1 protein-coding gene is annotated in these 291 nt (G+C 50.9%); it reads left to right on the top strand.

Translation table 11 applies throughout. The features are described from left to right. Nucleotides 1-208: DNA polymerase beta superfamily protein (locus tag AC1RO3_RS09075; protein WP_438215871.1), on the top strand; the 208-nt coding region annotated here is incomplete at its 5' end. Between the last annotated feature and the right edge of the window lie 83 nt (nt 209-291).

The following is a 291-nucleotide window of genomic DNA, read 5'->3' as shown; positions in this document are numbered from 1 at the left end:
GATCACGGCCGCTGTTGACGCGCTGCTCGAAATCAAGATGCGGACAGGTGAGAAAAAGCTACACCCGCGTGTCCCGATTCTCAACGAGTGGATCGAAGAGCAACTGGAGATTCTGGAGACAATTCCGGACCAAGAACTCGCGATCGTGTCGCCGGCTGTCGATCTGGATCAGGAATTCCGTGATATTTTGTACTTTAATGACATTTAAGGAGTCAGCATGAGTAAACCGTGGATTGAGGTAATGCGCTGGTGCGTCGAGAATCCGTGTGAAGACCCCATCCAGTTTATGGA

The sequence above is a fragment of the Dellaglioa sp. CoH-57-MRSF-19 genome (assembly GCF_056781975.1).
This window is presented reverse-complemented; position numbering and strand designations above follow the sequence as displayed.